At 67.7% G+C, this 20,837-nt stretch carries 22 protein-coding genes; 17 read left to right on the top strand and 5 right to left on the bottom strand.

Features of this window, described 5'->3' with window-relative positions; genetic code table 11:
- Nucleotides 1-93 precede the first annotated feature (93 nt).
- On the bottom strand, nt 94-639 hold the full coding sequence (locus tag AC3WLD_RS07030) for a group I truncated hemoglobin (RefSeq protein WP_492556232.1): 546 nt from the start codon (nt 637-639) through the stop codon (nt 94-96).
- A gap of 185 nt (nt 640-824) precedes the next feature.
- Between AC3WLD_RS07030 and AC3WLD_RS07025 the strand changes: the two genes are divergently transcribed.
- From AC3WLD_RS07025 to AC3WLD_RS06950, 16 genes are all read left to right on the top strand, one after another.
- Nucleotides 825-1,460 carry a TetR/AcrR family transcriptional regulator gene (locus tag AC3WLD_RS07025; RefSeq protein WP_492556231.1) on the top strand — a complete coding sequence of 212 codons (636 nt, stop codon included), beginning with the start codon at nt 825-827 and terminating at the stop codon, nt 1,458-1,460.
- Nucleotides 1,450-2,118 carry a glutathione S-transferase family protein gene (locus AC3WLD_RS07020; protein ID WP_492556230.1) on the top strand — a complete coding sequence of 223 codons (669 nt, stop codon included), beginning with the start codon at nt 1,450-1,452 and terminating at the stop codon, nt 2,116-2,118. Before AC3WLD_RS07025 ends, AC3WLD_RS07020 begins: the two co-directional genes overlap by 11 nt.
- A gap of 58 nt (nt 2,119-2,176) precedes the next feature.
- Complete coding sequence (locus tag AC3WLD_RS07015) at nt 2,177-2,602, top strand: VOC family protein (protein ID WP_492556229.1); 426 nt, start codon at nt 2,177-2,179, stop codon at nt 2,600-2,602.
- A 35-nt stretch (nt 2,603-2,637) separates the two neighbouring features.
- Nucleotides 2,638-3,366 (top strand): DUF1428 domain-containing protein, encoded by a 729-nt coding sequence (locus AC3WLD_RS07010; protein WP_492556228.1) that lies wholly within the window; start codon nt 2,638-2,640, stop codon nt 3,364-3,366.
- Nucleotides 3,367-3,369: 3 nt separating this feature from the next.
- A complete protein-coding gene (locus AC3WLD_RS07005; RefSeq protein ID WP_492556227.1) occupies nt 3,370-4,146 on the top strand; it encodes a VOC family protein in 777 nt (258 codons plus the stop codon).
- A gap of 4 nt (nt 4,147-4,150) precedes the next feature.
- Nucleotides 4,151-4,633, top strand: coding sequence for a VOC family protein (locus AC3WLD_RS07000; RefSeq protein WP_492556226.1), 483 nt, complete (start codon nt 4,151-4,153; stop codon nt 4,631-4,633).
- Nucleotides 4,633-5,274, top strand: coding sequence for a glutathione S-transferase family protein (locus tag AC3WLD_RS06995; protein ID WP_492556225.1), 642 nt, complete (start codon nt 4,633-4,635; stop codon nt 5,272-5,274). Before AC3WLD_RS07000 ends, AC3WLD_RS06995 begins: the two co-directional genes overlap by 1 nt.
- 12 nt (nt 5,275-5,286) lie before the next feature.
- Nucleotides 5,287-5,739 (top strand): SRPBCC family protein, encoded by a 453-nt coding sequence (locus AC3WLD_RS06990; protein WP_492556224.1) that lies wholly within the window; start codon nt 5,287-5,289, stop codon nt 5,737-5,739.
- A 97-nt stretch (nt 5,740-5,836) separates the two neighbouring features.
- On the top strand, nt 5,837-6,820 hold the full coding sequence (locus tag AC3WLD_RS06985; protein WP_492556223.1) for a cyclic nucleotide-binding domain-containing protein: 984 nt from the start codon (nt 5,837-5,839) through the stop codon (nt 6,818-6,820).
- Nucleotides 6,820-7,734: a class II glutamine amidotransferase gene (locus AC3WLD_RS06980; RefSeq protein ID WP_492556222.1), complete on the top strand. Its 915-nt coding sequence runs from the start codon at nt 6,820-6,822 to the stop codon at nt 7,732-7,734. The genes AC3WLD_RS06985 and AC3WLD_RS06980 overlap by 1 nt, the downstream gene beginning before the upstream one ends.
- A 174-nt stretch (nt 7,735-7,908) precedes the next feature.
- Entirely contained in the window at nt 7,909-8,274 is a 366-nt protein-coding gene (locus AC3WLD_RS06975) for a hypothetical protein (protein ID WP_492556221.1), read from the top strand.
- A gap of 135 nt (nt 8,275-8,409) precedes the next feature.
- Nucleotides 8,410-8,616 carry a hypothetical protein gene (locus AC3WLD_RS06970; protein ID WP_492556220.1) on the top strand — a complete coding sequence of 69 codons (207 nt, stop codon included), beginning with the start codon at nt 8,410-8,412 and terminating at the stop codon, nt 8,614-8,616.
- 81 nt (nt 8,617-8,697) lie between these two features.
- Nucleotides 8,698-12,285 (top strand): DNA polymerase III subunit alpha, encoded by a 3,588-nt coding sequence (gene dnaE, locus AC3WLD_RS06965; protein ID WP_492556219.1) that lies wholly within the window; start codon nt 8,698-8,700, stop codon nt 12,283-12,285.
- Nucleotides 12,286-12,305: 20 nt separating this feature from the next.
- Nucleotides 12,306-13,913: a long-chain fatty acid--CoA ligase gene (locus AC3WLD_RS06960; RefSeq protein ID WP_492556218.1), complete on the top strand. Its 1,608-nt coding sequence runs from the start codon at nt 12,306-12,308 to the stop codon at nt 13,911-13,913.
- Nucleotide 13,914: 1 nt separating this feature from the next.
- A complete protein-coding gene (locus AC3WLD_RS06955; protein WP_492556217.1) occupies nt 13,915-14,322 on the top strand; it encodes a DUF1330 domain-containing protein in 408 nt (135 codons plus the stop codon).
- Entirely contained in the window at nt 14,319-14,699 is a 381-nt protein-coding gene (locus AC3WLD_RS06950; protein ID WP_492556216.1) for a DOPA 4,5-dioxygenase family protein, read from the top strand. Before AC3WLD_RS06955 ends, AC3WLD_RS06950 begins: the two co-directional genes overlap by 4 nt.
- On the opposite strand, the gene AC3WLD_RS06945 is transcribed toward AC3WLD_RS06950, so the two are convergent.
- The 4 genes from AC3WLD_RS06945 to AC3WLD_RS06930 all read right to left on the bottom strand — a co-directional run bounded on the left by AC3WLD_RS06945 (nt 14,696) and on the right by AC3WLD_RS06930 (nt 18,993).
- Nucleotides 14,696-15,775 (bottom strand): PA0069 family radical SAM protein, encoded by a 1,080-nt coding sequence (locus AC3WLD_RS06945; RefSeq protein ID WP_492556215.1) that lies wholly within the window; start codon nt 15,773-15,775, stop codon nt 14,696-14,698. The two genes, AC3WLD_RS06950 and AC3WLD_RS06945, sit on opposite strands and share 4 nt — an antisense overlap.
- Nucleotides 15,776-15,987: 212 nt before the next feature.
- Entirely contained in the window at nt 15,988-16,515 is a 528-nt protein-coding gene (gene moaB, locus AC3WLD_RS06940; RefSeq protein ID WP_492556214.1) for a molybdenum cofactor biosynthesis protein B, read from the bottom strand.
- A complete protein-coding gene (locus AC3WLD_RS06935; RefSeq protein WP_492556213.1) occupies nt 16,505-18,265 on the bottom strand; it encodes a lytic transglycosylase domain-containing protein in 1,761 nt (586 codons plus the stop codon). The genes moaB and AC3WLD_RS06935 overlap by 11 nt, the downstream gene beginning before the upstream one ends.
- Nucleotides 18,262-18,993, bottom strand: a complete 732-nt coding sequence (locus AC3WLD_RS06930) for a uracil-DNA glycosylase family protein (RefSeq protein ID WP_492556212.1) — start codon at nt 18,991-18,993, stop codon at nt 18,262-18,264. The genes AC3WLD_RS06935 and AC3WLD_RS06930 overlap by 4 nt, the downstream gene beginning before the upstream one ends.
- Nucleotides 18,994-19,133: 140 nt before the next feature.
- Between AC3WLD_RS06930 and AC3WLD_RS06925 the strand changes: the two genes are divergently transcribed.
- A complete protein-coding gene (locus tag AC3WLD_RS06925) occupies nt 19,134-20,786 on the top strand; it encodes an electron transfer flavoprotein-ubiquinone oxidoreductase (RefSeq protein ID WP_492556211.1) in 1,653 nt (550 codons plus the stop codon).
- Nucleotides 20,787-20,837: the final 51 nt, after the last annotated feature.

Below are 20,837 nucleotides of genomic sequence, written 5' to 3'. Positions count from 1 at the left end.
GCCGGTGCAATGCCATTTGCGCGGGATGGCGCGCATGAAAAAGGGCCCCGCGCAGGCGCACGGAGCCCTTTCCCTTACGGAAACCGCGAGGGCTTACTTGCCGAGCGGCGGGGCCGGCTGGAAGGCCGGGGGCAGGGCGGTGCCGGTGGCGTTGCCCGGAACCTCGACAATCTGCGACTTGAGCGGGCCGAGCGCGCCGAGCAGCTCGTTCTTCTCCGCCGCGGGGACCTTGAAGTGGTCGAGGCTGGCGACGAGGTCTTCGACCAGCGCGTTGAACTCGCCTTCCGTCACGCCCATGCCGTGGTGCGAGGCCTGCATCGACAGACCCTTGTATTCGCAGGGACCGCCGGTCGCCATGCACACGAACGCCTTGAGATTGGTGACCAGCCGGTTCGCATCCGACTTGGCGAACTTCGCGTTGATGCGGGTGTCGGCAAGCACGCGCCCGGCAAAGTCGTTGACGACCGCGTCGATCGCCGGCGCACCGCCGAGGCGATCGTAGAGCGACTTGGTCGCCGCCGGCGCGGCCGCCGCAGCGGGGGCGTGGTGCTTCTTCTTGTGCTTGCCCTTGGCCATCGCCGTCGACGGTGAAAGCGCAAGAGCAAGGGCGATGACCGATCCGGTCCAGAGTGAACGCATGTGGAGTCTCCCCAAATTCGATTCGACGGCAGGAGTGCGCCCGAGATTGCCGCGCGCGAACGCTATGCCGATCCGTGTTGCAGGCAAGTGACGGACGGCACACCTCGCCGGGCCGTGGCGATCCTGCGGCGGACTGAACGGTATGAACTGTATCGGACATACCAACTAGTCGGTATGGTCAATTCGTGTCCGCGACTCGTCCCCAGCGCCCTCCGACGGCCCGCGAAAAGCTGCTCGATGCGGCGGTGAAGCTGGTGCGCACGAACGGCTTTGCCGGGACGTCGGTCGACGAGCTGTGCGCCGAAGCGGGGGTTACCAAGGGGGCGTTCTTCCATCACTTCGCGTCGAAGGAGGCGCTTGGTGCGGCGGTGGCGGATTACTGGACGGAAACCACCAGCGTCCTGTTCGCACAGGCGCCCTACCACGATCACGCCGACCCGCTCGACCGCGTGCTCGGCTATCTCGACTTCCGCATCGAAATCCTCGGCGGGCCGATCGAGGGCTTCACCTGCGTCGCCGGGACGATGGTGCAGGAGGCCTACAAGGCGAGCGAGGCGATCCGCCTGGCCTGCGGCAACAGCATCCTTGGCCATTCGCGCGTGCTCGAAGGCGACATTGCCGAGGCGATCCGCGTCCACGCCTTGCGCGGCGTCGATGCTCCGAGCCTTGCCCGGCACATCCAGGCGGTGGTCCAGGGCTCCTTCATTCTCGCCAAGACCCAGGACGAGGCCTGCGCCGCGGCGATGGCGCGCGAGAGCCTGGTCCACCTCAAGCGCTATTTCGAATTGCTCTTCGAAAAGGAGCCCGCCGATGCCGGTTGATCCCCATGCCGAAATCGAGGTCACCGCGCTGTCGTGGGTGCCCGAGATGGCCCGCGGCCAGGTCCGCGACCTCCGTGTGCGCTGGGCGCTGGAAGAGGCAGAGCTGCCGTATCGCACCCGGCTGCTCGGCGGAGCGATCGGGGCGGCGCGGCCCGACTGGTACTACCGCGAGCAGCCCTGGGGGCAGGTGCCGGCGTACCGCGAGGGCGCGCTCGAGCTGTTCGAATGCGGCGCAATCGCGCTCCACGTCGCCGAAAAGAGCGAAGCGCTGCTCCCTGTCGACGAAATCGGCCGCAAGCGCGCGATCGCCTGGCTGTTCGCCGCGCTCAGCACGATGGACGTCGCCGCGATGGGCCTGGTCATCCCGCGCGTCGTGGGCGCAGATACCGACTGGGGACCGGGGGCGACCAAGGCCTTCGGAGACCTCGCCGACATGCGCTTGTCGCGCCTTTCCGACTGGCTCGGCGACAAGGAGTGGCTGGAGGGCCGCTTCACCGTTGGCGACCTGATGATGGTGGCGACGCTGCGGATCGGGACGCTGGCGGAGCGGCTCCCGGCGAGCCTTTCCGCTTACGTCGCACGCGGTGAGGCGCGGCCCGCGTTCCAGCGCGCGCTTGCCGCGCAACTGGCCGATTTTAAAGCAGAACCTGTCCAATAAACGACGACCCGGAGGCGTGGATGGTCCACGCTCCCACCTTGAGAAGGGACCCAGCCCGATGAGCAAGATGATCTTTATCAGCCTCCCCGTCGCCGATGTCGAACGCTCGCGCGCGTTCTACGAGGCGCTCGGTTTCACCCACAACCCGCAGTTCAGCGACGACAACGGCGCCTGCATGGTGTGGAGCGAGGCAATCTACGTGATGGTCATGAGCAAGGCCAAGTGGGCTCAGTTCACCGACCGTCCGATCTGCCCGCAAGGCTCCAGCGAAGTCGCGCTCAACATCGCGGTCGACAGCCGCGATGCGGTCGATGCCTTCGCCGAGGCGGCGGGGGCCAACGGCGGGACCGTCGACGTCAACCCGCCGCAGGACCACGGCTTCATGTACGGCCGCGACGTGCTCGATCCCGACGGCCACGTCTGGGGTCCGATGTGGATGGACCCCGCAGCCGCGCAGGGAGAGACCGCCGCGGCTTCCGCCTGAACCCGAAATCGGGAGGGTACCGAGGAGAGAATGCCATGAGCTACATCGACGGTTTCGTCATTGCCGTGCCGAGCGCGAACCGGCAGGCGTTCATCGACCACGCCACCAAGTTCGACACCATGCTGGTCGAGGCCGGCGCGCTGCGGGTTGTGGAAGCCTGGGGCGAGGACGTGCCCCGCGGCAAGCAGACCGACTTCTACGGCGCGGTCGATGCGCAGGACGACGAAACGGTCTGCTTCAGCTGGATCGAATGGCCTGACAAGCAGACCCGCAACGCCGTTCACGCCCGGATGGAGCAGATGATGAGCGACGGGACGATGGATGGCGACCCGCACGACATGCCGTTCGACGGCAAGCGCATGGTCTTCGGCGGCTTCGAGGCGATTGTCGAGGAAGGCAGTTGGACTCCGGGCGCCTACGTCCAGGGCTTCGTCCTCCCAGGCACCGACCGCGAGGCCTATCGCAAGATGGCGCAGGACGCCTGGACGATGTTCGAAGGCTATGGCGCCCTGCAGGTCGTCGAGTGCTGGCAGGACGACGTTCCCCACGGCAAGCAGACCGACTTCTTCCGTGCCGTCAAAGCGGAAGACGGCGAGAGCGTGGTGTTCTCGTGGATGCTGTGGCCGAGCAAGGCGGTGTGCGACGCGGCCAGCGAAAAGATGCAGTCGGATGAAACCATGCAGATGCCCGACGTCGTGCCCTTCAACCCGCAGCGCATGATCTTTGCCGGTTTCGTGCCGGTCGTCGAAATCGGGGGAGATTGACAGATGGCCGACTTCATCTGGTACGAATTGCTGACCACCGATGCCGATGCCGCGGCCCGGTTCTATGGCGCGGTGGTCGGCTGGACCTTTGGCGACAAACCGGCCGATGGCATGGATTACCGCATGATCCAGCGCGCTGACGGCGGCAATGCCGGCGGAGTACTCGCGCTGACGGGCGAGATGCAGGCGGGCGGGGCGCGGCCGACGTGGCTGCCCTATCTCCACGCGGCCGACGTCGATGTCGAAGTCGCGGCAATCCTTGCCCAGGGCGGTGAAAGCCTGATGCCCGCAACCGACCTGCCGGTGGGCCGCATCGCCATGGTCAAGGATCCGCAAGGGATCGTCATCTACCTGATGAACCCGGTCCCGCCGCCGGGGATGGAGGGGATGGAGAGCGATGTCTTCTCTGTCACCGAACCGCAGCGGGTGCGCTGGAACGAACTCGCCAGTCCCGACCTCGCCGGCTCGAAGGCGTTCTACAGCAAGCACTTCGGGTTCGAATTCAACAACTCGATGCCGATGGGGGACTTGGGCGACTACTGCTTCATGGAGCACGGCGGTCGCACGCTTGGTGCGATGATGCAGGCCCAACCGGGCCAGCCAACCGCATGGCTGATGTACTTCGGCGTTCCCTCGATCGCGGCTGCAAAGGCGCTGGTCGAGGCGAACGGCGGCATGGTCGTGATGGGCCCTCACGAAGTACCCGGCGGCGAATGGGTGATCATCGGCGTCGATCCGCAAGGCGCGGGCTTCGGCCTCGTTGGTCCCAAGGGAGAATAGCGCGATGACCACCAACCTCGTCTGCCTGTGGTATCACGGCGACGCAGAGGCCGCCGCGCGGTTCTACGCCGAGACTTTCCCCGACAGCGCGGTCCATGCCGTCCACCGCGCGCCGTCGGACTACCCAGACGGACTCGAGGGCGACGTCCTCACGGTCGATTTCACCGTCGTCGGCATCCGCTGCATGGGCCTCAACGGCGGCCCGGCGTTCAGCCAGAGCGAGGCGTTCTCGTTCCAGGTCGGCACCGACAGCCAGGAGGAAACCGACCGCTACTGGAACGCCATCGTCGGCAATGGCGGTCAGGAGAGCGCCTGCGGCTGGTGCAAGGACAAGTGGGGCCTGTCGTGGCAGATCACCCCCAGGGTCCTTACCGCCGGCATGGGCGATCCCGATCCCGCCGTGCGCAAGCGCGTGTTCGAGGCGATGATGACCATGCACAAGATCGACCACGAGGCGATCGAAGCCGCAGCGCGGGGAGAGGTGTGATGCTGGCACTCTATGGCCACCCGTTTTCCAGCTACACCTGGAAGGCGCTGATCGCGCTTTACGACCGGGACATTCCGTTCGAGTTCCGGACGATGGAGCACCCCGACAACCCTGCAGTGGTCGCCGCCGCCTCGCCACTGGGCAAGTTCCCGCTGCTGGTGGACGACGGCGAAGAGGTGTTCGAGGCGACCGCGATCATCGAATGGCTCGCCGCGACCCGGCCCGAGGCGGCGGACCTGCTGCCCGCCGACCCGCGCGAAGCGGCGCGGGCGCGGATGATCGACCGGGTGTTCGACAACTACGTGATGAACGTGATGACCGAGAGCGTCGTCGACGTCATCAACAACGGCGCGTACCAGCCCGAAACCCGCGCCTCGGTCGAGGAGCGACTGGGCAAGAGCTATCGCTGGCTCGAGCAGTGGCTGGCCCGGAGAGCCGATCCCGGACGGATCACGCTGGTCGAATGCGCCGCCGCGCCCTCGCTGTTCTATGCCGACTGGGTCTGCTCGATCCCCGACGAATGCCCCAGGCTCAGGGCCCTCCGCACCCACTTGCTGGCGCTCCCCGCTGTCAGCCGCTGCGTCGAGGATGCGCGCCCTTTCCGCCACTACTTCCCGCTCGGCGCGCCTGACCGCGATTGATTGGAGATCACCATGGCCGAAGCCCCCTATGAGTTGAGCATTTCCACTTTCGTCGCCGCGCCGCCTGAAAAGGTGTGGGACGTCCTCGCCAACCGACAGGAAGAATGGTGGTGCCCGGCCCCCTGGCGCGCCACCGTCGACAGGCAGGACCGCCGCCCCGGCGGGGCCTGCAACATGACGTTCCGCGGACCCGACGGCGAGGAGATGCCGCAGAACGGGATCTACCTCGCCTATGACGAGGGCCGCCGCTTCGTCACCACCGACGCGCTCGATGCCGATTTCAACCCCAGCGAACCGTTCATGGTGGGCATCTGGGAAATCGCGCCGGAGGGCGAGGGCACGCGCTACACTGCGACCGCCCGCCACTGGACCGAGGAGGCGATGAAACAGCACGCCGAGATGGGCTTCGTGGACGGCTGGAACGCCTGCGCCGCACAGCTGAAGGCGTTGAGCGAGGCCGGCTGATCCGCTTCGGCCCGCGATAGCGCTTCCCAATACAAGCGGTTCGTGCCTATCCTCGCGCAAAACGAGGGTCGCGCGTCCGCTGAAGGGGAGGCGTGCATTGGGGGAATTCCTGCCGAAGTCGGAGCAGCTGGCGTCGCTGGCGCCGCATGCGCTCGCGGAGCTGTCACAGGCGGCTGACCGGTTCACGATTCCCCGCGGCGAGACGCTGTTCCGCCAGGGCATGAAGGCCGACGCGCTCTACATCGTCACCGCCGGCCAGCTCGAGATCCACGCCCGCATTCCTGGCGACGAGGCCGCCGCGGTCAGCTCGATCGAGCCGGGCGAGGTGGTCGGCGAGTTCGCGTTGCTCGACGAAGGCCCACGCTCGGCCAACGTGGTGGCGCTGGCAAACACCGAAGGCCTGCGCATCCCGCGCACTCGCTTCGCGGCCTTGCTCGCCGACGGCAAGCCGTGGACGCTCGAGCTGATCGACGCGCTGCGCAGCCTCGTCGCCATCCGCACCCGCGCCACGATCGACCGGATTGCGAAGGCCGGACGCTATGACCTCTCCGCCCTGCGCGCGCCGGGAACGCCCGCCGACATCGCGACGCGCGGCGGGGCCGAGGCGGCAGGGCTGTTCGGGGCGCTGGGCCGGCTGGCCGAGCTGGGGCCGGACGGGGCAAGCTGGCTCGCCTCGCGCGGAACCTGCCTCGCGGTGCCGAGGGGGGCGTTGCTGGTCGAAGCAGGCGCGGAATCGCGCGCCGTCCAGGTCGTGCTGCGCGGCGCTTTGCGCACCGCGCTGCCCCGGGCCGAGGGCAACGAGCAGGTCATGATCCACGGGCCCGGCGATCTTGTCGGGCTGGTACCGGCATTCGACGACGGGCCGCATGCGCTGGGCGTGGAAGCGAGCGAGGACGCCCATGTCCTGCAGATCCCGCGCAGCCGCTTCGACGAGTGGCGACGGCGCGGCGATCCCCATGCGCTCGCGCTGTTCGCCGCGATCGGCCGGCAACTGGTGCGCGACCAGCGCCGCGCCAACCGTCACCTGGGGCGGGCGGTGGCGCTCGACCACTTCAACGCCGCAGCGCGGGAGGCTGCCTAATGTGCCGGATCCTCTCCTACCTCGGCGAGCCGGTCCTGCTCGACCACCTGCTCTATGCCCCGGATTCGTCGCTGCTCAACCAGACCACGGCGGCGCAAATGCTGTCGATGCTCAACCTCGCAGGGTTCGGGATGGCGGCGTGGGACCCGTCGAGCCACATGCCGCAGGCGCCCTATCGCTACCGCACCACCCAGGTCGCGGTGTTCGATCGCAACCTCAAGGAACTGGCGACCAAGCTCAACGTGGGCGCGCTGCTCGCGCATATCCGCGGGGTGCCGATGACCTCGACAGTCCAGGTCAACGAGCAGAACGTACACCCCTTCCGCTTCGAGCGGGTGCCGCTGGCGATGGCGCACAACGGCGACCTCTCGGGTTTCCGTGAGATGCGCTTCGACCTTGTCCCGCACGTGAAGCCCGAGTTCGCGAAGGCGATCCAGGGGTCGACCGACAGCGAGTGGATCTATGCGCTGGTCGCCTCTGCGCTGCCCGATCCCTATGCGGTCAATGCGCCCGAGGCGATCCTCGCCGCGATCCGCCACGCGCTCGCCACGATCCGCGAGGTAAGGGCGCGGCACGGCATCGCCCGCTCGTCGTCGGCCAACCTGATCTTCTGCGACGGGACCAACCTCGTCGCGGTGCGCTACACCTTCGACTTCGGGCGGTTCGAGGCGAGCCAGCTGCAGGGGACGACCGACTTCCTCTCGATGTGGTACACCTTCGGGCGCGACTATGGCCTCCACGACGACGAGTGGAAGCTGACCGGCGGGGCGGCGAGCGCCAACAGCCTGATCGTCGCCTCCGAACCGCTGACTCGCGACTTTGCCACCTGGATCGAAGTGCCGGAATACTCGGCGCTGGTCGCCCGTGCCGACGGGGCGCGGCGGTTTGCGGAAATCCATGCCTTGGAAGTGTGAGCTGGCGCGAACCTAGGCCCCCTTGCTCGTCATTGCGAGGGCGAAGCCCGGGGCAATCCAAGGGGTTTGCACTGCGCCATGGATTGCTTCGTCGCTGCGCGCCTCGCAATGACGATGGGTGTTTGGAGTTCGGGATCAGGCCGCTAAGATCGGGAAAACCACGGAGGCGGTTCCATGAGCAGCATTTTCGATTCGATCCTCGGCCAGGTCAGCAGCAACGTCGATGTGAAAAACCTCGCCGCGAAGGTCGGGCTCGATCCCAGCCAGGCCGAAAGCGCGATCGCCGCGCTCGCCGCCGGGCATCAGGCCAAGGGCGACACGATCGAGACCGCCGCCGCGACCAGCGGGCTCGATGCAGGCGTGCTCCAGCAGATTGTCGGCCACATCGGCGGGGAGGGCTCGCTCGCCAGCTTCGCCTCGGCCTTGGGGCAGAACCCCGACGCATTGAGAATGGTCACCGGTTTCCTCGACAAGGACGGCGACGGCAACCCGCTCGACGACCTCGCCGGGATGGCCAAGGGGCTGTTCGGCGGCAACTGATTCCTCGGGAAACCACGGTCGTCATTGCGAGGCCGAAGGCCGCGGAAATCCACAGTGTGGCCTCGTGGATTGCTTCGTCGCTGCGCTCCTCGCAATGACGAAGCTGAGTGTGCAGTTAAGTCTGGATCGCAAACGATGCTCGACCTCGCCCTGTCCCTTCTGATGCTCGCGGGCATCGCGCTGCTGGCCGGCGCGATCTACCTGTGGCGCAAGGGGGAGCGGCAGCGGCCGCTGCTGATGCTGCTGCTGGTCGCGATCATGGGCGTGAACGTCGCCATCTGGACCGTGCCCGACAAGGCCGGAAAGACGCTTGCGGGGGCAGGGGCGACACCCGCGCCCTAACCGCGGATACGCTCGCACAACATGGGTGAAAACCCGCCGCGCCCCCCTGCAACGGTGCGGGAAAGTCGCTATCTTGCGGCCATGCCCTTCGCCCCGTTCGTGCCGCTTCGCGTCTATTCGTCGTACACCATGCTCGATGGTGCGATCGATCCCAAGATGATCGCCCAGACCGCTGCGGCGCGAGGCTTCCCGGCGATCGCAGTGACCGACCGCAACGGGCTTTACGCCGCGCCCGCGTTCGCCTCGGCGTGCAAGGACAAGGGCGTGCAGCCGGTGATCGGCACGACGCTGGCCGTCGCCCGGCCCGAAAGTGGCGGCGCCAACCCCGGCTTCGGCCCGGCGAGCCCGCGGATCGACTGGCTGGCGCTCTATGCGCAGGATGCGACCGGGTACGACAATCTCTGCCATCTCGTCAGCCTGGCCCACCTCGACCGCCCGCTGGAGTTCGACGCGCACGTCACGCTCGCCGATCTCGTCGGTCGTACCGAGGGCGTGGTCTGCCTGACCGGGGCGGGCGAGGGGGCGCTGGCCCGGCTCTTTGCCGAAGGGCAGGACAGCGCGGCGCAGGCTTATGCAGACCGGCTGGTCGAACTGTTTCCGGACCGGCTCTACATCGAGATCGCCCGCCGCGGCGAGGCGGTGGAAGAGGCGAGCGAGGACGCACTGGTCGAACTCGCCTATGCGCGGAACCTGCCGCTGGTCGCGACCAATCCGGCGTGCTTCGCGGACCCCGGCTTCTACGATGCCCATGACGCCATGCTGTGCATCGCCAGCTCGACCCACGTCGACAGCCCTGACCGCCCGCGCTCGTCGCAGCAGTGGTGGATCAAGTCGGCGGAGGTGATGGAGGAGCTGTTCGCGGACCTGCCCGAGGCGCTCGCCAACACCCTCGTCGTCGCCCAGCGCACCGCGTTCGCCCCGCCCAAGCGCAAGCCGCTGCTTCCCAGTCTCGCCGGCGACAAGGAGGGCGAGGCGCGGATGATGGCGCAGGATTCGCGCCGGGGCCTGGTCGAGCGGGTGCGGACGTACTGGCCGGAGACGCTGTTCGACGAGGTCGAGGCGCTGATCCTGCGCGATCCGGAGGACGAGAGCGCGGCGGAATGGCCCAAGCTCGCCGAAGCCGGGCATCTCGAGGAGGTCCAGGGCTACAAGGACCGGCTCGAGTTCGAGGTCGGCATCATCAACCGGATGGGCTTCGGCGGCTACTTCCTGATCGTTGCCGACTTCATCAAGTGGGCGAAGGACAACGACATCCCGGTCGGCCCGGGGCGCGGTTCGGGCGCGGGCAGTCTCGTTGCCTGGTCGCTGACCATCACCGACCTCGACCCGATCAAGCTGGGCCTGCTGTTCGAACGCTTCCTCAACCCCGAACGCGTGTCGATGCCGGACTTCGACATCGACTTCTGCGAAACCCGCCGCGGCGAGGTGATCCGCTATGTCCAGGCGAAGTACGGGCACGACCACGTCGCCCAGATCATCACTTTCGGCAAGCTGAAGGCCCGCGCGGTGCTGCGCGATACCGGCCGCATCCTCCAGATGAGCTATGGCCAGGTCGACCGGCTGTGCAAGATGGTGCCCAACCATCCGACCGATCCGTGGACCCTGCCGCGCGCCCTCAACGGCGTCGCGGAACTTCACCGCGAGTACGACAACGATCCCGAGGTCAGGCGGCTGATCGACCTCGCGATGCAGCTCGAAGGCCTGCCGCGCAACAGCTCGACCCACGCGGCCGGCGTGGTCATCGGCGACCGCCCGCTGGCGCAGCTGGTGCCGCTCTATCGCGATCCGCGTTCGGACATGCCGGTGACCCAGTTCGACATGAAGTATGTCGAAGACACCGGGCTCATCAAGTTCGACTTCCTCGGCCTCAAGACGCTGTCGGTGCTGCGCAAGGCGGTCGACCTCCTGAGGAAACGCGAGATCGAGATCGACCTGTCGGCGCTGCCGTGGGACGATACCGCGGTCTATGACCTCCTCCAGCGCGGCGATACGGTCGGCGTGTTCCAGTTGGAATCGGAAGGCATGCGGCGCACGCTCGCGGCGGTGAAGCCAACCAACTTCGGCGACATCATCGCGCTCGTCTCGCTCTACCGCCCGGGCCCGATGGACAACATCCCGCTGTTCGGCCGGCGCAAGAACGGTGCGGAATCGATCGAGTACCCGCACGAGAAGCTCGCCGGGATCCTGAGCGAGACCTACGGGATCTTCGTCTACCAGGAACAGGTCATGCAGGCCGCGCAGATCCTCGCCGGATACTCGCTCGGCGACGCCGACCTGCTGCGCCGCGCCATGGGCAAGAAGGTCCAGGCGGAAATGGACGCGCAGCGCCAGCGCTTCGTCGATGGCTGCAAGGAGGTCTCGGGGATCGACAAGGCCAAGGCCAACGAGCTGTTCGACCTGATCGACAAGTTCGCCGGCTACGGTTTCAACAAGTCGCACGCCGCCGCCTATGCGCTGCTCGCCTATCATACCGCGTGGTTCAAGGCGCACTATCCGCACGAGTTCTACGCCGCCTCGATGTGCTTCGACATGCACCAGTCGGAAAAGCTCGCGGTGTTCGTCGACGACATGCGCCGCAACGGGATCGCGCTGGCCGGGCCCGACATCAATCGCTCGATCGGCGAGTTCACGGTCGAGCGCACCGACGACGGCCACGCGGTGCGGTACGCCCTCGCGGGGCTGCGCAACGTCGGCGAGAAAGCCATGGACGCCGTCGTCGCCGAGCGTGAGGCCCATGGCTGGTTCGAAAGCCTCGACGACCTGTTCCGGCGGGTGCCGCCCGGGTCGATGAACCGCCGCGCGGTCGAAGCGATGGGCGCGGCGGGTGCGTTCGACAGCCTCAACCCCAACCGTGCGCAAATTGTCGCCAGTGCCGAGCTGCTCCTCGCGGTGGCGGACGAGGCGGCGCGGACCAAGGCGAGCGGGCAGGGCGGCCTTTTCGGCGGCGACGACCATGCCGCGCCCGCGCTGCGCCTGGCCGAGGTCAAGCCGTGGAGCCGCGCCGAGCAGATGGCGGCGGAGCGCGAGAACTTCGGTTTCTACTTCGCCGCGCATCCGGTCGAGGAATACCGCGCCGTCGCCAGCGCCAACGGTGCCCGCACCTACGCCAGCCTGATGGGCGGCGGCGGCGACGCCGCGGGGCGCACGGGCGCGGTCATGGCGGCGATGGTCGAAGGCGTGCAGCGCCGCAAGACCAAGCGCGGCAAGGACTTCGTTTCGGCCGACTTCTCCGACAGCTCGGGCCAGTTCTCCGCTTCGTGCTTCGAGGAATCGCTGGTCGACGCGTTCGTGCAGTGGGCCAAGGACGGCACCTGCGTGCTGCTCAACGTCGAGCTCGACAAGCCGAGTCCGGACGAGCCGCCACGTATCACCATCCGCGGCGGGCGGCCACTCGCTTCGGTCAACTCGGCCGCCAAGATGCAGCTAAAGCTCGACGTGACCACGCCCGAAGCGCTGGGCGAACTGGCCGCGCTGCTCCCGCGCGGGGCGACCGGGCGCGGCGAGGTGCTCGCGCGGCTGCGCACCGGGCGCGAGCGTGAACCGCTGGTCCGGTTGGGCACCGACTTCCAGCTCGATGCGGATCTGGTCGAGCGGTTGATTCCCATCGAAGGCCTTGCCAATGTGGCGCTGACGGCCCGGGCGGAACGACACCTGCGGCTGGTGCAATAGGAAAACGGAGAGAAACCAGGATGGGCGCGCTGGGCGGGATGCAGGACTGGAAGCTCAGGGTTACCCACCTGATCGATCATGCGGCGAGCGAGCATGGCACGCGCGAGATCGTCAGCCGCTGGGCCGACGGCAGCGAGAGCCGGACCAACTGGGCCGGGATCCGCCGCGATGCGCTCAAGATGACGCAGGCGCTGCGCGGGCTCGGCATCCAGCCGGGCGACCGCGTGGCGACGCTGGCGATGAACCACCACCGCCACCTCGTCACCTGGTACGGCGCGGTCGGGGCGGGCGGGGTGCTCCACACGATCAACCCGCGGCTGTTCGATGACCAGCTGACCTACATCGTCAACCACGCCGAGGACCGAGTGCTGCTTTATGACGCGCAGTTCCAGCCGATCATCGACCGGCTGCGCGGCGAATGGCCGACCGTCGTCAAGTACGTCTGCTTCGATTCGGACGCGCACGAGCAATCGTTCGAGGACTGGATCGGCGCCGAGGACGGCGAAACCGAATGGGCCGATGGCGACGAGCGCGATCCCTGCATGCTCTGCTACACCAGCGGCACGACCGGCAATCCCAAGGGCGTGCTCTACGAACACCGGTCGACCATGCTCCACGCGCTCGCGGCGCTGCAGCCACAGGTTCACAACATGGACAGCCGGACGGTCATGCTCCCTGTCGTGCCGATGTTCCATGCGGCGAGCTGGGGCCTGCCCTGGGCGGGCGCGGCGGCGGGGTGCAAGTTCGTCTATTGCGCGACCAACGATCCGGCGACGCTGTGCGACCTGTTCCGGCGCGAGGAGGTGACGGTCTCCGCCGGCGTGCCGACCGTGTGGCTCGGCGTGCTCCAGCACCTCGACGCCAGCGGGCAGGACATGCCGGCGTTCAAGCAGATCGTCTGCGGCGGCTCGGCCATGCCCAAGGCGATGATCGAGCGGTTCATGCGCAATGGCGTGCGTATCGTCCACGCCTGGGGGATGACCGAAACCTCGCCGATCGGCACCACCGGGTGCGAGCCGTGGAATTGGGACAAGCTCTCGTTCGACGACCAGGTCATGGCCAAGGTGATGCAGGGCCGCGTCCCCTTCGGCGTGGAGATCCGCTGCGTCGATCTCGATGATCCCTCGAAGGTGCTGCCCCGCGACGGCAAGACCGCCGGCGCCCTGCAGGTGCGCGGTCCGTGGGTGGTCAAGCGCTACTTCAAGGCGGAGAAAGACGCGGTCGGGCCCGGCCAGTGGTTCGACACCGGCGACGTCGCGCTGATTCATCCCGACGGCGTGCTCCAGCTGACCGACCGAACCAAGGACGTCATCAAGTCAGGCGGCGAATGGATCAGCTCGGTCGAGCTCGAGAACGCCGCGGTCGGCCACCCGGCGGTGCAGGAAGCCGCCGCCATCGGCATCTATCACCCCAAGTGGGACGAGCGCCCGATCCTGGTCGTCATCAAGCGCGAAGGGGCGGAGGTGACGGCTGGGGAACTGCGCGAATATCTTGCCGGACACGTCGCCAAGTGGTGGCTGCCCGACGCGGTCGAATTCGTCGACGACATTCCCCACACCGGCACCGGCAAGATCAGCAAGAAGGACCTGCGCGACCGGTTCAGGGACTACAAGCTGGCGGAGGCCTGAGATGACCACGTACATCGATCCCTCGCGCGACAACTGGCAGCGGTTCAAGGACCTGCCCCGCGATCGCCCGATCCAGATGCTCAACCTGATCAAGCTGCGTGAGCTTGCCGAATACCCGGAAGGCCATCCCAACCGCGGCAAGGGCCTGACCGGCCGGGAGGCCTATGCCATCTACAAGGAGGGCTTCCAGCGCGTGGTCGCGAACGACGGTGCCGCGATGATCTGGTCTCCGCCGCTGGAGTGCGTCGTCACCGGGCCCGAGGACGAGTGGGACGAGATCTTCGTGATGGGCTATCCCGACAGCGCGGCCTTCATGAAGATGGTCAAGAACGAGGAATACGTCCGCGACGTCGTTCCCCACCGCACCGCCGCAGTCGCCGACAGCCGCCTGATCCGCTTCGGCCCGTGAGCGGCGCGTCGGGCGCGCCGTGGCACGCCCATGTCTATTACCGGCGGGCCTCCCGCGACGAAGCGCGATCGCTCCACGCTCGGCTTGCGGCGATGGACGCGGTGCTGTTCGCGGGCAGCCTCTGCGACGAACCGGTCGGACCGCACCCGCAGGCGCAGTTCGAGGTCCACTTCCGCGAAGGCGATCATGAAGCGGTGCGGGCGGTAATCGCCGGGAGCGGCCTCCGCGCGCTCATTCACCCGCTGACCAACGATGACCTCGCCGATCACACGGTACTCGGCGAATGGCTGGGCGAACCGCTGCCGCTCGACCTGTCGGCGTTGGACCCGCCGGGCGTGAACCAGGGGCTGGCGAGGTTTGGGAGGAGGGATTTCTAAAGCAGGCTCATCTGCCCATCGGCGCTGGGCCTGCGGAAGCGGGTGCTGTCGAGCGAGAGCTTCACCTGATCGATCCCCGCACGCTTGCAGGCGATGCGGAAGCGGGCGCGGAAGAGGTCGGCCCAGACGCCCTGCGGTTTCATCCGCGTGAAGAAAGAGGGGTCGTTGTCGCGGCCCTCCCGGACCGACTGGACGATGGCCATCACCTTGCCGGCGCGGTCGGGGTAATGGACGTCAAGCCACTCGCGGAACAGCGGGGCGACTTCGTGCGGTAGGCGCAGCATGATCCAGCTGGCCGAACGCACGCCGAGCGCCCCGGCGCGCTCGAGGATGCCTTCCATGAATTCGTCGGTGATCGAGGGCACGACCGGAGCGACCGAAACGTGCGCCGGCACACCCGCCTCGACCAGCTTGCCGAGCGCCGCCAGCCGCTTGGCCGGGGCGGCGGCGCGCGGTTCGAGCAGGCCGGACAGGCGCGGATCGAGGCTGGTCACCGAGATGCCGACGGCGACGAGGTTCTCCTTTGCCAGCTCCGCCAGCAGGTCGAGATCGCGCAGCACGCGGTCCGACTTGGTGGTGATCGTCACCGGATGCCGCGCGTCGAGGCACACTTCCAGCACGGCGCGGGTGATGCGGTAGCGGCCCTCGATCGGCTGGTAGGGATCGGTGTTGGTGCCCATCGCCAGCGGCGCCGGCTTGTAGCCCCTGGCGGCGAAGGTCCGGCGCAGGATCTCCGCGGCGTTGGGTTTGGCGAACAGCCTGGTCTCGAAGTCCAGCCCCGGCGAGAGGTCGTGGAAGGCATGGGTGGGGCGGGCGTAGCAGTAGATGCAGCCATGCTCGCAGCCGCGGTAGGCGTTAAGCGAGCGGTCGAACGGGATATCGGGAGACTGGTTGAATGTGACGATGGTCCTGGGCCGTTCCTCGGTCACCGTGGTGCGGATGCGCGGGGCCTCGCCGTCGATTCCCACGCGCTCATCCAGCCAGTCACCATCGGCCTCGCGCGCGGCAAGGCCGAAGCGGCTGGGAACGGCGGCCGATTGCGCGCCGCGGCCATGGATGGACTCGCGCGGGGGCATGAGAAGAACATAGAGAGAACATCAGAGTCGGGCAAGCGCGCAAGTCCAAAAGAATTTGTCACCCTGAACTTGTTTCAGGGTCCCGGGTCTTCCCGCTCCGGAGTAGTCGCGAATAGGCAAACCGACGGGGGAGCTTGCAGTACCGGGTGTCGGGGGAGGTCGCGAGTGGACCCTGAAACCAGTTCAGGGTGACGACGTCCTGTGTATTGGGATTAGGTCTCGGTCAGCCGCGGCATCAGCTCGACGAAGTTGCAGGGCCGGTTGCGGCTGTCGAGCTGCTCGGCGAGAATGCCGTCCCAGCCGTCTTTCACCGCGCCGTTCGAGCCGGGCAGGGCAAAGATGTAGGTCCCGCGCGCGACCACCGCGCAGGCGCGGCTCTGGATCGTGCTGGTGCCGATGGTCTTGTAGCTGATCCAGCGGAACAGCTCGCCGAAGCCGGGAATGTCGCGGGTCTTCACCCGGTCGAGCGCCTCGGGGGTCACGTCGCGGCCGGTCAGCCCGGTGCCGCCGGTGATGATCACCGCGTCGACGCTGCGGTCGTCGATCCAGTTGTTGAGCCGGCTGGCGATGCGCAGCGCGTCGTCCTTTTCGATCGCCCGCGCTGCCAGCGAATGGCCGGCGCCCTTGATCCGCTCGGCAAGAATGTCGCCGCTGGTGTCCTCGTCCGGGCCGCGGGTGTCGGAAACGGTGAGCAGGGCGATATTGATCGGCTTGAACGTGCGGCTGGGATCAACGGCCATTCTGGGTAATCCGCACCGAGCCTGCGCCCGACAGGCCGGGAAACTTGGGCCACATGCCCTGGACGAGGCCCATCCGGCTTTCGGATTCGCCGCCGGCCTGGCGCTCGTACATCCAGTAGTTCCGCATCACGATGTTCACGTAGCCGCGCGTTTCCCAATAGGGGACCGATTCCATCCACAGCAGCGGATCGCCCTGGTCGCGGATCTCGGTGTTCCAGCGCGCCACCGGGAGCGGCCCGGCGTTGTAGGCGGCCATCACCTTGGGCAGCAGGCCCTGCGTCGCTTCGCTGTCGCGCAAGGTGGCGAGGTAGGACTGGCCGAAGCCCATGTTGACTTCCGGAAGCGTCAGCTGCCCGTCGCGGCCGGCGAGCGAGCTGTCCCAGCGGGCGATGTCGCGCGCGGTGCCGGGGCGGACCTGCATCAGCCCGGTCGCGCCGGCGGGGCTGACCGCGCTCGTGCGGAAGTTCGATTCCTGAAGCGAGTGCGCGAACAGCAGCGCCGGATCGACCTTCCAGCCGTTGGCCGGGGTCCACTTCGGCGCGGGGAAGCGGGCCATCGCGTCGGGCCGTGCTCCCGCGGGGGCATTGTAGGCCATCCACAGCTGGGTCGAAGGGAGGCCGAGATCGCGGGCGAGGCGCGAGAGCGGCGCGTATTGCGAGGGATCGCCGATCCGCGCCTGGTGGCGCAGGACTTCGTCGGCCAGTCCGCCTTCGCCGATCTCGGCGAGCTGCACGGCGACGCGCACGTTCGGGACCGAGCGGAGCATCTGCCAGTCGTCGTTGCTGAAGTCGGCCGGGGCGGGCGGCGTCGCCTCGCGCAGGCCGAGCGCTTCGGCCGCCATCATCCCGTAAAGCGTGTCGCGGTTGCCGGCTGCGGCCTTGAGCAGGCCCGAAACCTTCTCCGGCTGGCGGCACTTGAGGTACGCGCGGCTCGCCCAGTAATTGGCGGCGGCGCGCAGTTCCTCGTTCTGGGCGCCCGCGGCACTCTGTTCGAAGGATGTGGCGGCATCGGCGCAGTTGCCGAGGCGCCAGCTGGCGAGACCGGCGGTCCACATCGCCTCGGCCACCCACGGTCCGGTGCCTTCCGCAGCCGACAGCGAGACGGTACGCGCCGAAGCGTCGTCGTTCTCGATATAGAACGCCCAGCCGACCTTCTGCCGCCACTCGGCGCGCGCCTCGGTCGAGAGCGTTGCGTCGATCCCGTCGAGCAGCACCCGCGCCCCGGCGGGGTCATCGACCTTGATCTTCTCCTGGATCGCGTTGGCGATCGAATCCGGCATCGTGCCGTCGCTGGCCGAACGCGGACGGATCCGCTTGGGCGTGGATGGCAGGCTGACGAAGCGCTGTTCGCCGGGGAGCGAGGGCAGCGTGGTCGCCCCGCGCTTGACCGCGAGCCGGCCGACCTGGTCTGCCCAGGGCAGTTCCGGGGCAGTGGCGAGAAGCTGGTTGAGCGGTTCCAGCTCGACCTTCGGCGAGGTCGATGCGAGGTAGAATTCGGACTTGGCGACCGCGTGGAGCGGGCCGTCCGGGCGCTTGGCAAACAGGCTCTGGACAGTCGCCCAGTCCTGCTTGTCGATCGCGCCGAACAGCTGGCTGTAATAGGCGCGGTCGTCGGCGCTGAGCAGGCTCGGCACCGCAGCGCGATCGGCGCGGGTGCGGAAGTATTCGGCGGCGGCGCTGTTGGCGTGGGCGGCGGCGGAGGAGAGCGCGCAGGCCCCGGCGAGCAGCGCCGCGGCTACGGTTCTCTTCATCGATCGCTTGCCGTCCATTCGAGCCAAAGTTTCCAGACCCCCGCCTTGAGCGCCGGCTTCGCCAGCAGAGCCTCAAGATCCATGCCAGCCCCTACCGGCACGTTGCCGCTTTCATGGTTAAACGAGCGTAAATTATCAGCGTTTTTCGCTGGATCGTGGCTGAGAAGCGCCGAAACGACGGAACGGCCGAAAACGAGCAGCCGCTTGGGAGCCGCGAGGGCGACGTGGTGGGAGAGCACGCCGCGCATCCCGGCCTCACCCAGCGCGTTCCAGTCCGGCGCGGGAACCCGCGACGGCAGCGCCGCGGCGAGGTAGATCCGGTCACGCGACAGGCCCATCGCGGTGAGCATCGAATCGAGCAGTTTGCCCGCCCGTCCCGACAGCAGCACCGCTTCGTCGCCGTCTTCGGGCATCGGCACCAGGACCATCAGTTCGGCACCGGACTTGCCCATCGGCGGGACGCGGCGCGAGGGCGGGGCAGGGTCGAGAGTCGGCTCGGTCAGCCACCAGCGGGCGAATTCGTCGAGGTCCGTGGGCCAGGTCGCCGGGTCCCCGCCGATGCTCGGAGCCGAGGGCTTGGCCGGAGCAGGTTCCGGATCGACGCTACGGCGCTGCGGCGCGGCGCGCGCGCCCGGTTCCGCCTCGACCTCGGCCAGCCACGCCGTCGGGTCGTCGCTGAAGGCACAGTCCACCCCCGCCGCGCGCCACCAGTCGAGCGTCGCGGCCATCAGGTCCCGGGGGACGGACTTTTCCTCAGAGTGCAATCGAAACTCCCGCAGGCGGCCATGCGGTCTTGACCTTGCCGGACGGCTCTTTCAAGGCACGGCTTCGAGTTAACGACATTCTTGAAGAGAGACGGAGCAGGGGCATGAGCGAACGCGAATCGATGCCGTACGACGTCGTGATCGTGGGCGGCGGCCCAGCGGGCCTGGGCGCGGCGATCCGGCTGAAGCAGGTCAATGCCGACATCTCGGTGTGCATCCTCGAAAAGGGCTCCGAGATTGGCGCGCACATCCTTTCGGGCGCGGTGGTCGATCCCAAGGCGATCGACGAGCTGCTCCCCGAATGGCGCGAGGATTCGTCCTGCCCGCTCGGCGAGACCCCGGTCACCGACAACTGGCATTGGGTGCTGACCCGCACCGGCAAGATGAGCATCCCGCACTGGCCGATGCCTCCGTTCATGTCGAACGAGGGCAACTACACGGTCAGCCTCGGCAACCTCTGCCGCTGGCTGGCGGAAAAGGCGACCGAGCTTGGCGTCGAGATCTTCCCGGGCTTCCCGGCCGCCGAAGTGCTGTTCGACGACAGCGGCGCGGTCCGCGGCGTCGCGACCGGCGACATGGGCGTGGCCAAGGATGGCACCCACAAGGGCGACTACCAGCCCGGCATGGAACTGACCGCCAAGTACACCCTCTTCGCCGAGGGCGCGCGCGGCCACCTGACCAAGCGGCTCAAGGCGCACTATGACCTCGAGGCAAATTGCCAGCCGCAGGTCTATGGCATCGGCATCAAGGAGCTGTGGGACATTGATCCGGCCAAGCATGTGCCTGGCCGCGTCCTCCACACCCAGGGCTGGCCGCTGTCGGAAAGCAATTCGTGGGGCGGCGGGTTCCTCTACCACCAGGCCAACAACCAAGTGGCACTCGGCTTCGTGACTGCGCTCGATTACGCCAATCCCTACGTCTATCCGTACGAGGAATTCCAGCGCTGGAAGCAGCACCCGGCGATCCGCGAGATCCTGGAAGGCGGCCGCCGCGTTTCGTACGGCGCGCGCGCGATCAACGAGGGCGGCTGGCAATCGGTCCCGCAGCTGGCGTTCCCGGGCGGGGCGCTGATCGGCTGCTCGGCCGGCTTCGTCAACGTGCCGCGGATCAAGGGCAGCCACACCGCGATGAAGAGCGGGATGCTCGCCGCCGAGGCGATCGCCGCGGCGATCGCCGCCGGGCGCGAGAATGACGCGCTCAATGAATACGACACCGCCGTGCGCGAAAGCTGGATCGCCAAGGAGCTCAAGAAGGTCCAGAACGCCCAGCCGCTGGTCGCCAAGTTCGGCGGCGAGCTCGGCACGGTGCTGGCGGGCGCGGACATGTGGCTGCGGACCATCGGAGGCTTCGGCATCTGGAAGCCGCTCAAGCATCACCGCGACAGCGAGGCGACCCAGCGCGCCGACCTCTACCAGCCGATCGCTTACCCCAAGCCGGACGGGGTGATCAGCTTCGACCGCCTGACCAACGTCTCGTTCTCCTACACCAACCACGAGGAGGACCAGCCGTGCCACCTCGTTCTCAAGGACCCGACGGTGCCGGTGCGGATCAACCTGCCGCTTTATGCCGGGCCGGAAGCGCGGTTCTGCCCGGCGGGGGTGTACGAGTTCGTCGGCATGGAGGAGGGCTCGCCCCGTCTCCAGATCAACGCCCAGAACTGCGTCCACTGCAAGACCTGCGACATCAAGGATGCCACCCAGAACATCGAATGGGTAACGCCGGAGGGCGGCGGCGGGCCGAACTACCCGAACATGTGATGATGGCGATCCTCCCCCATCGGGGGAGGGGGACCATGCGCAGCCCCCCTC

It is taken from the genome of Novosphingobium sp. FW305-C-111 (assembly GCF_058783565.1).
The sequence above is the reverse complement of the archived record's forward strand: the minus strand, read 5'-3'. Positions and strand labels throughout refer to the sequence as shown.

Excerpts from the sequence above, each read along its gene's own strand:
- AC3WLD_RS07030 (WP_492556232.1), bottom strand. The coding sequence starts at position 639 with ATGCGTTCACTCTGGACCGGATCGGTCATCGCCCTTGCTCTTGCGCTT.
- AC3WLD_RS07020 (WP_492556230.1), top strand. The coding sequence starts at position 1,450 with ATGCCGGTTGATCCCCATGCCGAAATCGAGGTCACCGCGCTGTCGTGG.
- AC3WLD_RS07015 (WP_492556229.1), top strand. The coding sequence starts at position 2,177 with ATGAGCAAGATGATCTTTATCAGCCTCCCCGTCGCCGATGTCGAACGC.
- AC3WLD_RS07010 (WP_492556228.1), top strand. The coding sequence starts at position 2,638 with ATGAGCTACATCGACGGTTTCGTCATTGCCGTGCCGAGCGCGAACCGG.
- AC3WLD_RS07005 (WP_492556227.1), top strand. The coding sequence starts at position 3,370 with ATGGCCGACTTCATCTGGTACGAATTGCTGACCACCGATGCCGATGCC.
- AC3WLD_RS07000 (WP_492556226.1), top strand. The coding sequence starts at position 4,151 with ATGACCACCAACCTCGTCTGCCTGTGGTATCACGGCGACGCAGAGGCC.
- AC3WLD_RS06995 (WP_492556225.1), top strand. The coding sequence starts at position 4,633 with ATGCTGGCACTCTATGGCCACCCGTTTTCCAGCTACACCTGGAAGGCG.
- AC3WLD_RS06990 (WP_492556224.1), top strand. The coding sequence starts at position 5,287 with ATGGCCGAAGCCCCCTATGAGTTGAGCATTTCCACTTTCGTCGCCGCG.
- AC3WLD_RS06980 (WP_492556222.1), top strand. The coding sequence starts at position 6,820 with ATGTGCCGGATCCTCTCCTACCTCGGCGAGCCGGTCCTGCTCGACCAC.
- AC3WLD_RS06975 (WP_492556221.1), top strand. The coding sequence starts at position 7,909 with ATGAGCAGCATTTTCGATTCGATCCTCGGCCAGGTCAGCAGCAACGTC.
- AC3WLD_RS06970 (WP_492556220.1), top strand. The coding sequence starts at position 8,410 with ATGCTCGACCTCGCCCTGTCCCTTCTGATGCTCGCGGGCATCGCGCTG.
- dnaE (WP_492556219.1), top strand. The coding sequence starts at position 8,698 with ATGCCCTTCGCCCCGTTCGTGCCGCTTCGCGTCTATTCGTCGTACACC.
- AC3WLD_RS06960 (WP_492556218.1), top strand. The coding sequence starts at position 12,306 with ATGGGCGCGCTGGGCGGGATGCAGGACTGGAAGCTCAGGGTTACCCAC.
- AC3WLD_RS06955 (WP_492556217.1), top strand. The coding sequence starts at position 13,915 with ATGACCACGTACATCGATCCCTCGCGCGACAACTGGCAGCGGTTCAAG.
- AC3WLD_RS06945 (WP_492556215.1), bottom strand. The coding sequence starts at position 15,775 with ATGCCCCCGCGCGAGTCCATCCATGGCCGCGGCGCGCAATCGGCCGCC.
- moaB (WP_492556214.1), bottom strand. The coding sequence starts at position 16,515 with ATGGCCGTTGATCCCAGCCGCACGTTCAAGCCGATCAATATCGCCCTG.
- AC3WLD_RS06935 (WP_492556213.1), bottom strand. The coding sequence starts at position 18,265 with ATGAAGAGAACCGTAGCCGCGGCGCTGCTCGCCGGGGCCTGCGCGCTC.
- AC3WLD_RS06930 (WP_492556212.1), bottom strand. The coding sequence starts at position 18,993 with ATGGCCGCGACGCTCGACTGGTGGCGCGCGGCGGGGGTGGACTGTGCC.
- AC3WLD_RS06925 (WP_492556211.1), top strand. The coding sequence starts at position 19,134 with ATGAGCGAACGCGAATCGATGCCGTACGACGTCGTGATCGTGGGCGGC.